The 7,960-nt window shown below is 28.5% G+C and carries 12 protein-coding genes; 8 read left to right on the forward strand and 4 right to left on the reverse strand.

All coding sequences use genetic code 11. The annotated features are described in order from the left end of the window. Positions 1-275 precede the first annotated feature (275 nt). The 6 genes from HMPREF2658_RS00250 to HMPREF2658_RS14690 all read left to right on the forward strand — a co-directional run bounded on the left by HMPREF2658_RS00250 (position 276) and on the right by HMPREF2658_RS14690 (position 2,869). Positions 276-518, forward strand: coding sequence for a ribbon-helix-helix domain-containing protein (locus tag HMPREF2658_RS00250; RefSeq protein ID WP_000885243.1), 243 nt, complete (start codon positions 276-278; stop codon positions 516-518). Positions 519-682: 164 nt separating this feature from the next. Continuing rightward, complete coding sequence (locus tag HMPREF2658_RS00255) at positions 683-895, forward strand: hypothetical protein (protein WP_000428932.1); 213 nt, start codon at positions 683-685, stop codon at positions 893-895. Positions 896-1,002: 107 nt separating this feature from the next. Then, complete coding sequence (locus HMPREF2658_RS00260) at positions 1,003-1,299, forward strand: hypothetical protein (protein ID WP_000989263.1); 297 nt, start codon at positions 1,003-1,005, stop codon at positions 1,297-1,299. Between the two features lie 74 nt (positions 1,300-1,373). Continuing rightward, complete coding sequence (locus HMPREF2658_RS00265) at positions 1,374-1,586, forward strand: hypothetical protein (protein WP_001003548.1); 213 nt, start codon at positions 1,374-1,376, stop codon at positions 1,584-1,586. 63 nt (positions 1,587-1,649) lie between these two features. Further along, positions 1,650-2,600, forward strand: a complete 951-nt coding sequence (locus tag HMPREF2658_RS00270) for a DUF1002 domain-containing protein (RefSeq protein WP_001035522.1) — start codon at positions 1,650-1,652, stop codon at positions 2,598-2,600. Positions 2,601-2,719: 119 nt separating this feature from the next. Continuing rightward, positions 2,720-2,869 (forward strand): hypothetical protein, encoded by a 150-nt coding sequence (locus HMPREF2658_RS14690; RefSeq protein WP_164712072.1) that lies wholly within the window; start codon positions 2,720-2,722, stop codon positions 2,867-2,869. A 632-nt stretch (positions 2,870-3,501) separates the two neighbouring features. Here the strand turns inward: HMPREF2658_RS14690 and HMPREF2658_RS00275 are convergent. Both HMPREF2658_RS00275 and HMPREF2658_RS14790 read right to left on the reverse strand, forming a co-directional pair. Further along, positions 3,502-3,900, reverse strand: a complete 399-nt coding sequence (locus HMPREF2658_RS00275; protein ID WP_000449705.1) for a hypothetical protein — start codon at positions 3,898-3,900, stop codon at positions 3,502-3,504. A 60-nt stretch (positions 3,901-3,960) separates the two neighbouring features. Continuing rightward, on the reverse strand, positions 3,961-4,188 hold the full coding sequence (locus HMPREF2658_RS14790; RefSeq protein ID WP_228766377.1) for a YolD-like family protein: 228 nt from the start codon (positions 4,186-4,188) through the stop codon (positions 3,961-3,963). 490 nt (positions 4,189-4,678) lie between these two features. On the opposite strand from HMPREF2658_RS14790, the gene sel32 reads away from it, so the two are divergent. Then, entirely contained in the window at positions 4,679-5,410 is a 732-nt protein-coding gene (gene sel32 / locus HMPREF2658_RS00280) for a staphylococcal enterotoxin type 32 (RefSeq protein WP_001146199.1), read from the forward strand. Between the two features lie 109 nt (positions 5,411-5,519). Continuing rightward, positions 5,520-6,290 carry a staphylococcal enterotoxin type 31 gene (gene sel31, locus HMPREF2658_RS00285; RefSeq protein WP_000470320.1) on the forward strand — a complete coding sequence of 257 codons (771 nt, stop codon included), beginning with the start codon at positions 5,520-5,522 and terminating at the stop codon, positions 6,288-6,290. Between the two features lie 421 nt (positions 6,291-6,711). On the opposite strand, the gene HMPREF2658_RS00290 is transcribed toward sel31, so the two are convergent. Beyond that, on the reverse strand, positions 6,712-7,320 hold the full coding sequence (locus tag HMPREF2658_RS00290) for a recombinase family protein (RefSeq protein WP_001566953.1): 609 nt from the start codon (positions 7,318-7,320) through the stop codon (positions 6,712-6,714). Positions 7,321-7,688: 368 nt separating this feature from the next. Further along, on the reverse strand, positions 7,689-7,960 hold a 272-nt coding region (locus tag HMPREF2658_RS00295), incomplete at its 5' end, for a serine hydrolase (RefSeq protein WP_031835146.1).

A 7,960-nucleotide genomic window follows, 5' to 3' on the forward strand; every position in this document is an offset into this window, starting at 1 on the left:
AAAAAAAACCAATAGTTGATTTTTCGAAAGATAAAAATATACTTAGTAAAAACAGAACGTTCTTTAAGGACTTTATAAAAAGTTGTGAAGTGATTAAAAAAATGTAAACACACTGTTTTAATCCAAAACTTACACATTTATACGCGCATAATTATAATAACCTACAGCTGTTTGGAGTGTTGATAGTAATGTGTATAAATATAATGATTTAACTACACACGAGAATGTTGTCAGTTATGCATATGAATATAATGATAAATACTAGGAGAGATACTATGGCTTTTAATAAGAAAGAAAACAATAAAGGAAAAGATATTAATACAGCATTAGAAGAAGCAAAGTCACCAGAATTTAATGCTAGAAGTTTTGGTATATTAAAACGAAACAACAAAGAAAAAAAAGAGAGGTTTCAATTTACGTTAGAACCATCTGTAAGAAAGAAAATAGAGCGATTAGCAAATGAAAATGGATATGCATCATCGTCAGAATTTATAAATGAGCTAATTAAGAATATATAGAAGAAACACATATTTATAAAACTTAATTTATTTTAAAGCGCCTATATAATAGGTGCTTTATTTATATTAGAGGAAATTTTAAAAAAAACGGGTATAACAGGTGTACAAGGTGCACCCGTTATATTACAATATAATTAACAAATAAAAGAAAGAGGGTTTTACAAATGGAAAACAAAACACATTATTTTGAAGCACATGGAAAAGATTACAAATTAGAAGTTACGAAAGATATGTTCGGTTGCGAGGATGTTACAGTAATTGAAAATGGTTTGTATATGGGAATGATAGACTGTGCAGACGAGAGAGACTATAAGCGAATTGAAAGTATGATTAGAGCAGATAAGCATTTTGTTTATACTGATGAAGTTTATTGTTAAAAAGGATAAGTTAAATAAATAACTTACCCTCATCATAAAAAAGAAAGTTGACGGAACAATTGCCGTTGTTCCGTCCATATTATAACAAGAATATGGAGGATTTGAAAATGATGACTGTATATATTGCAAAACAAAATGATGGAACTATCTTATCGAAAGATATAGATGTTAGCTTGGTAATTCAAGATGTTATTGAACAGAGAATAGAAAACTTTGAAAGGTATTATAATCACTATAAAGAGAATTTGGAAATTAACTACTATATTTATATAGGGAATTTAAATAAACTTTATAACAATATTGAAGATTATACTAACGAATTATCTTTAATAGATGATTTTTATAAAACTTATAATAATGAGGATTATGTAGATAGCTCTCAAATAGTGAGAATAGAGACATAGATTGAGGGGGATTGGTTTCCTCCTCATAATTACCCTATAATTAAAGTAAACATAACATTGGAGGTAACCTAAATATGAATGAAAAAGTCAAAAAATACGAAAGTCCCTCTCATAAACATAGACGCACAGTGCAGTTGTATAAAAATGTGGACGACATAGCAAACGAATTGAAATTTGATTTGAAATTAAATAGTAAGCAAGAAGTCTATACGAAAGCTATTGAGTTACTTTATAAACAAATAAGAGGCGAGGAAATTAACTTGTCTCAAAATAAAACTAACAAATAGTATTTTCAAGATCAACCGTTGAAACGGTTGTATGAAAATACTATAACCAAAGGAGTAGTTAAGATGAACAAGAAATTAATAGCAAGTGGAACAATTGCATCAATCTTATTGTTAAACACTGGTGGCGTAGCATTTGCTGACAGTAATAAACTTAATGAAGATATTTTCATTAAAGGTGCAGACTTGAACAGTCAACAATTGGAAGAAACTAAAAAGAAGCTTGATGTTGATGATGGTTATAAAGAAATTTCTATAACAACTAATGATGTTGCTAAATATACTGGGAATAACAATTTGAGCTTTATTCATTCTAGTGCAACTATCACACCAAAGAAGTTTAAAAAGGGCGTAACAGTTGATATAGAAACACCAAAAAATATCACTAGAATTACAAAAGAGCAGTATACAAATGCGGCAATTACAGCAGGTATACAAGATTCTGAAATCAAAGTTGCTTCGATCGATAAAGTAACAGGCGAGGGTGCTTTAACAGGTATATATAAGGCTTATGAAGAAAATGGCAATAGTTTAAATAAAGATGATGTACAAAACGCTAATAAAGAAATGAATGACCTAGCTTCAATTAGTGAGCAGAATAAAGGGCAGAAAGGTTATTCAGATGAGGCGTTAAATAATGCTATTGCTGAAATGAAGAAAGAAATAGCGAGTGAAAAGCAAGACGGAAAGAATTTAACTCGTGAAGATATTAGTAAGATTGTTAATGATATTCTTAAAGATAATGGCTTGAATAAGATTTTAAGTGATAATCAAATTAATGTGGTTAATAATATCATGGTTAATGTTTCTAATTCAGAAATACTAAACAAAGACCCTAAAGCATACGAAAAACAAGCAAAAGATTTAGCAAGCAATATTAAAGATAAAGCAGGTAATTTGCTGGATAAGGCTAAGGAACTAAATACAGAAGAGAACCGAAACTTTTTACAGAAAATATGGGACGCTATTGTTGAGTTCTTTAAAAAAATCATTAATTGGCTTTTATCATGGTTTTAATGGGTAGAAAATAAAAAGCCGTAGACTTCTTGGGGAAGCTACGACTCAAGCATTTATAAAAACACTACAAAGATAATCATAATTTATAAATGCTTAATAATCAATAGGGGGCATTTATTATGAATAAAGAAACATTAATTACCCTTATAGACATGATGATTGGATTAACTGAAATTGAAAGAAAAAGACTGTCAGAAATGGAAATGAGAAAAGTAGAAATACGTTACAAAATGGCACTAACAGAAAAAACAGATGAAATGATAGGATAATACCTAATAACGATGTAGAAAGCTACTATTTCATGAAAAAATTATATATAGAAAATATTGATGATTATATCCTTGTCGATGATGAGGATTTTGAACGTGTGAAGTATTATAAGTGACATAAGACTTATGCCCACGATACGCATCGCTTTTTAGCTCAAATAGTTGGTAAAAAAACAGCACTACCAGTATTTATACTTAACAATCAATACGCTTATCAAAAAGTTAAAAACCATGATTTCACTAGGGGGAATCTAGGTGCAGACAAACATTCTTTTAGATATCGAGAGCCTCAAAAGAATAGTAGCTCAATCTATAAAGGTGTGTCTTATGATAGTAAACATAACAAATGGGTAGCTAGTATCTATGCAGAGGGAAAGAAAAAATATCTAGGTAGATTTATAGACGAAAAAGAATGTGCGAAAGCCTATAATAACGCCGTTTATAAGTATTGGAACGGAGACGGTTATTTGAATGACGTGTAAAACATTACCCTACAAAAAGCGCAGAGGTTTACCTCGTGGTTTTTGTAGGGTATAGTAAGCGAAAGTGAGTGAGTGCGGTATGAACTATTTATTAATATTATAAATAAAGCAGGCGAGAAAGGTAATAAATTGTATTAGTCATCAAAGAAATTAAAGCATCGTATATCTAAAGAAATCTTCTTTACTTGGTGGTATTAATTTTAGGTTTGTATACATACTTGTTGTCAATTTATAGATTTCATTATCAATATTATTTTTATGATCCATAGCATATTTTAAATCAAATAAACTTTTTATAACGTTTTCATCATCAGAGAAAACAATATTGATTTTGTCTAAAGAAACCATAAACGGAACTTTAAATTGCTCTGAATATTTATTTTTACCTAAAGCCATACGATTAGCCATAAATTCTGTTAATAATTCTTTTTTAAGTTGTCTATCTTCCTTTTTGATATTTTTTTTATTCGACATTGTAATTTGAAAGTATCCTCCAGCAAACGCCAAAATAGCCCCTAATATAATTTTTAAAAAATCTGGTGTTTCCATAAATGATCTCCCTTCTCAATTTATTACACTATATTTAATCTTTAGGGTTATGGTTATTTATTAGCTAATATTAGTAATGGTATTGAGTGAAATTTTCATTTTGGCTACTTTGCTTTTACTAGTAACAACCATTACGCGCTCTAACAAATCAACTTTGTTTATATAGCATTGTATTGAATTTATATAGCCGTTCTCCCAATAACTTAATTCTGTAAGTATGTTGTTCATACAGTTGTAGTAAACTGTTATGTTAAGTATCTGTAATTGATCGTCAGACAGCAAAGGCATATCAACTTTATTTTGTTCTTCTATATATTCATCTAATAACTTGTACTGCTCAGATACCGTCTTAAATGCAGACCATTTGACTTTATCTCTTCCTTTAGGAATATTGCTATTAAGTAATTCTTTAGGTTTTTTCTATAATCAGTTTCATATTTATATGGCTCGGGTAGTTCTGGATTAATCACATACATTTTTAACACCTCAAGTCTATTTTAGAACAAACGTTCGTGCGAGTAAAGCTTGTAACTGCTATATTATAAGTGAATTTTTAATAATGAATATCTCATATACGCAATCTCTTTTGCATAATCAACGACGATTATCAAGCTAATATATAGTAAGATATCATTGTGATATTAAAAATTATTTCCCTACGCAAAATAACTTATATAAATTTTACTATTTAATGTGTATAGTAAGAAGATATGAGACTAAGTTTCTAAAAATGATATTATCTCATATATTTTTACAAAACCTAAAAAGGAGCTAATATATGCCGTATTTCAAAAAAGTTTTTTTACTATTTGCTTTATTTTTCTTTTCCATACAATCTTTTTATAATACAGCCAAGGCCGACGCGGGCGTGTTAAATTTAAGAAACTTTTATGGTAGCTATTCTTTTGAAGATCATAAAAGTATAGACACTTTAAACAATCCTTTAACTCATGAACTTACATTTAATATGGGAAATTATCAATTAAACTCTGAAATGCAAAATGATTTTGACGTAGCTAAATTTAAAGGAAAAAAAGTTGATATATTTGGTATAAGTTATAAAGGAGTGTGTGGAACAAATTATATGTACGGGGGCGTTACTAAGTCAGATAATAATTTAAAGCAAAAGAGAAACATACCAATAAATCTTTCTGTTAATGGTGAAAATAAAACAGTTGTAACAGAACGAATATCGACTGATAAAAAAATGGTTACAGTCCAAGAAATTGATGTGAAATTAAGAAAATATCTTCAAGATGAATATAATATATACGGTCATAACAAAACTAATAAAGGTAAGCAATACGGAACCAAATCTAAGTTTTATTCGGGATTTGATACAGGGACAATAGTTTTTCATATGAATGATGGAAACAATTTTTCTTATGATTTGTTTGATTATGGCCATGGACAACCGGAAGATTTCTTGAAAATATATAAAGATAATAAGACTATTGATTCTGAAGTTTTTCATTTAGATGTCGAAATATCTTTTTTGGGAAAAGAATAAAAAAATGCTTAGTAAAATTTGAGGCAAACAAATAAATGAATATCAAATATCATTATATTGTATGTCTTATCATATACATTTAAAAATCTATGTTGGGAGTTTTACAAAAATGTTTATTTTAAAGAGGCCAATTGTTTTAGTGGTTTTATTTTTCGTATTATATGTGCTGATTTCACCTAATTCAAATGCAATTAGTAATAGTGTTCCATCAACACTACATAATAAATCAGAATTAGATACAACTCAGTTATACAATTTAAGTAACTTCTATAAATCAGCAGAATGGCATACTGATATACATAACAAGGTAAACAAAAATCAATTATTAGCTACCGATTTAATATTTGGCGACATACATCAATCCTCACTAATGACTAACGCTCTTAAGGTAGAATTTCAAAACAGTGCTTTAGCTTCTCAATTCAAAGATAAAAAAGTAGATATTTATGGCATCTCATTCGCTAACAACTGTATAGGATTGGTAGGGGATAAAACATCATGTATGTATGGAGGGATTACTATTCATGATAATAATCAATTAGAAGGAGAAAAAAATATTGGCATCAATGTATTCAAAGACGGTTCAAAGCATGAAACATTTACTATAGCCACCAAAAAGAAAATGGTTACGTTACAAGAATTAGACATTAAAACAAGAAATAAATTAGAACAATCTTTTAATATATATAATAAGGATAAAGGAGATATAAAAAAAGGGTACATAAATTATCACCCTCATAATCAAAATGATAATAATTACTATTATGATTTATATGATTTTAAAGGAAAACTAAGTGAACAATTTTTTAGATTTTATAATGATAATATAATTGTACCTTCATCTGCCTATCACATAGATGTATATCTTTTCTCAAATTAACCCCATTTATTCAAAGAATAACTGATGCTTATGTTTATTGATAGTTCCTAAATAAAACATTTTTAAAGCGATGACTTTTTATCAAACAACTTATAGAATGATGATTTAACTCCAAAAGAAGGGGCTAACGATAAAAATAAAAACCATATTTATATCGTTAGTTCCCCTTTTGTTTCAAATTTCACATTTGTCAAAGACACTACTGCCTTAAAAAGGAACATTATATAAACTAAAGTATTTCAAATAATTAACTGTATTAATACTCTCATCATGATTGCGTTATAAACATTCGTTAATGAGAAAAAGAGAGAGCATATTTACGCTCTCTTTTCTTGTCTTATTATTAAAAACTCATAATAGATTATAATCATCTGTTTTGAGACGCTGTGAGAAGCTCTCAGTTGCATTGAAACAAAGTTTATTAAATCAAATCATTATCGTTTTTAATTCTGTAAATCGTCTGCCTTGTTATATTTACTTCTTTCGCAATTTTACTAATTGATTGGCCTTCTTCTAACATTTCTACAACGCGATGATAAATAATACGTTTCTGTGGATCTTTAGCATTTGGTGAATAAAGTAAGGGGCGCCCTTTATATACGCCTTTTTCCTTCGCAACTTGAATTCCTTGCGCTTGTCGACGTTTACTTTCATTTCTCTCTTGTTCTGAAACCATTGCTAATATTTGAATAATTAAATCTTTCATAAACTTATCCAGTAATGGATTGCCAACCACTTCATTCATCATAGGTAAGCTAGTAATCATTAATTGTACTTCTTTGTCTTTTAAATAATTAACGGTATGAATCACTTCATCATAATTACGACCTAAACAATCAATGGATTCTACTACAAACCGATCTCCCATCCTCAAAAAGTTAAGTGCTTCTTGAAGTACTGGTCTATTTTCAATAGATTTCCCAGACTGTTTTTCTGTAAATATTTTTTCAGCACAAAACGTCTTTAAATTTTCAAGTTGTCTTTCTAAATTTTGATCGTTCGATGATACTCTCGCATAGCCAACAATCATTGATTTCCATCTCATAATTAATATACACCCTAATCATACGTTTCAGTTACTATAAATTCAACAATTATGTCACTTTGCTTGATATATGAGAATTATTTAACCTTATAAATGAGAAAAAAGCAACGCACTTTAAATAAGATACGTTGCTTTTTCGATTGATGAACACCTATAATTAAACTATTCATCTATTATTTATGATTTTTTGTATATACAATATTTCTAGTTTGTTAAAGAGAATTAAGAAAATAAATCTCGAAAATAATAAAGGGAAAATCAGGTTTTGATATCAAAATTATACATGTCAACGATAATAGAAAATATAATACAAACTATAAGATGTTATCAGTATTTATTATGCATTTAGAATATTAAAATTCCTTCATTACACTCTTGGCGGTTTCACTTATCAACTTATCATTTGGCTTATCACTTTTATTGTCTTTATTCGTAAAAATGACTAAAACAATAGGTTCAGATTGGCCCTTAGGATAAACAAAAGCAACATCATTTCTAGAAGCATATGTTATTGCTTGACCACTTTTATCAGCAACCTTATAGTCTTTTGGAACACCATCTTTAATTAAAGTGTCTCCGTTTTTATTATTAAACATTAAATCAAGTAAGAAATTTTTATTTTTTT

Origin of the sequence: Staphylococcus sp. HMSC062H10, from assembly GCF_001836945.1 — a bacterium.
GTDB classification, from domain to species: domain Bacteria; phylum Bacillota; class Bacilli; order Staphylococcales; family Staphylococcaceae; genus Staphylococcus; species Staphylococcus aureus.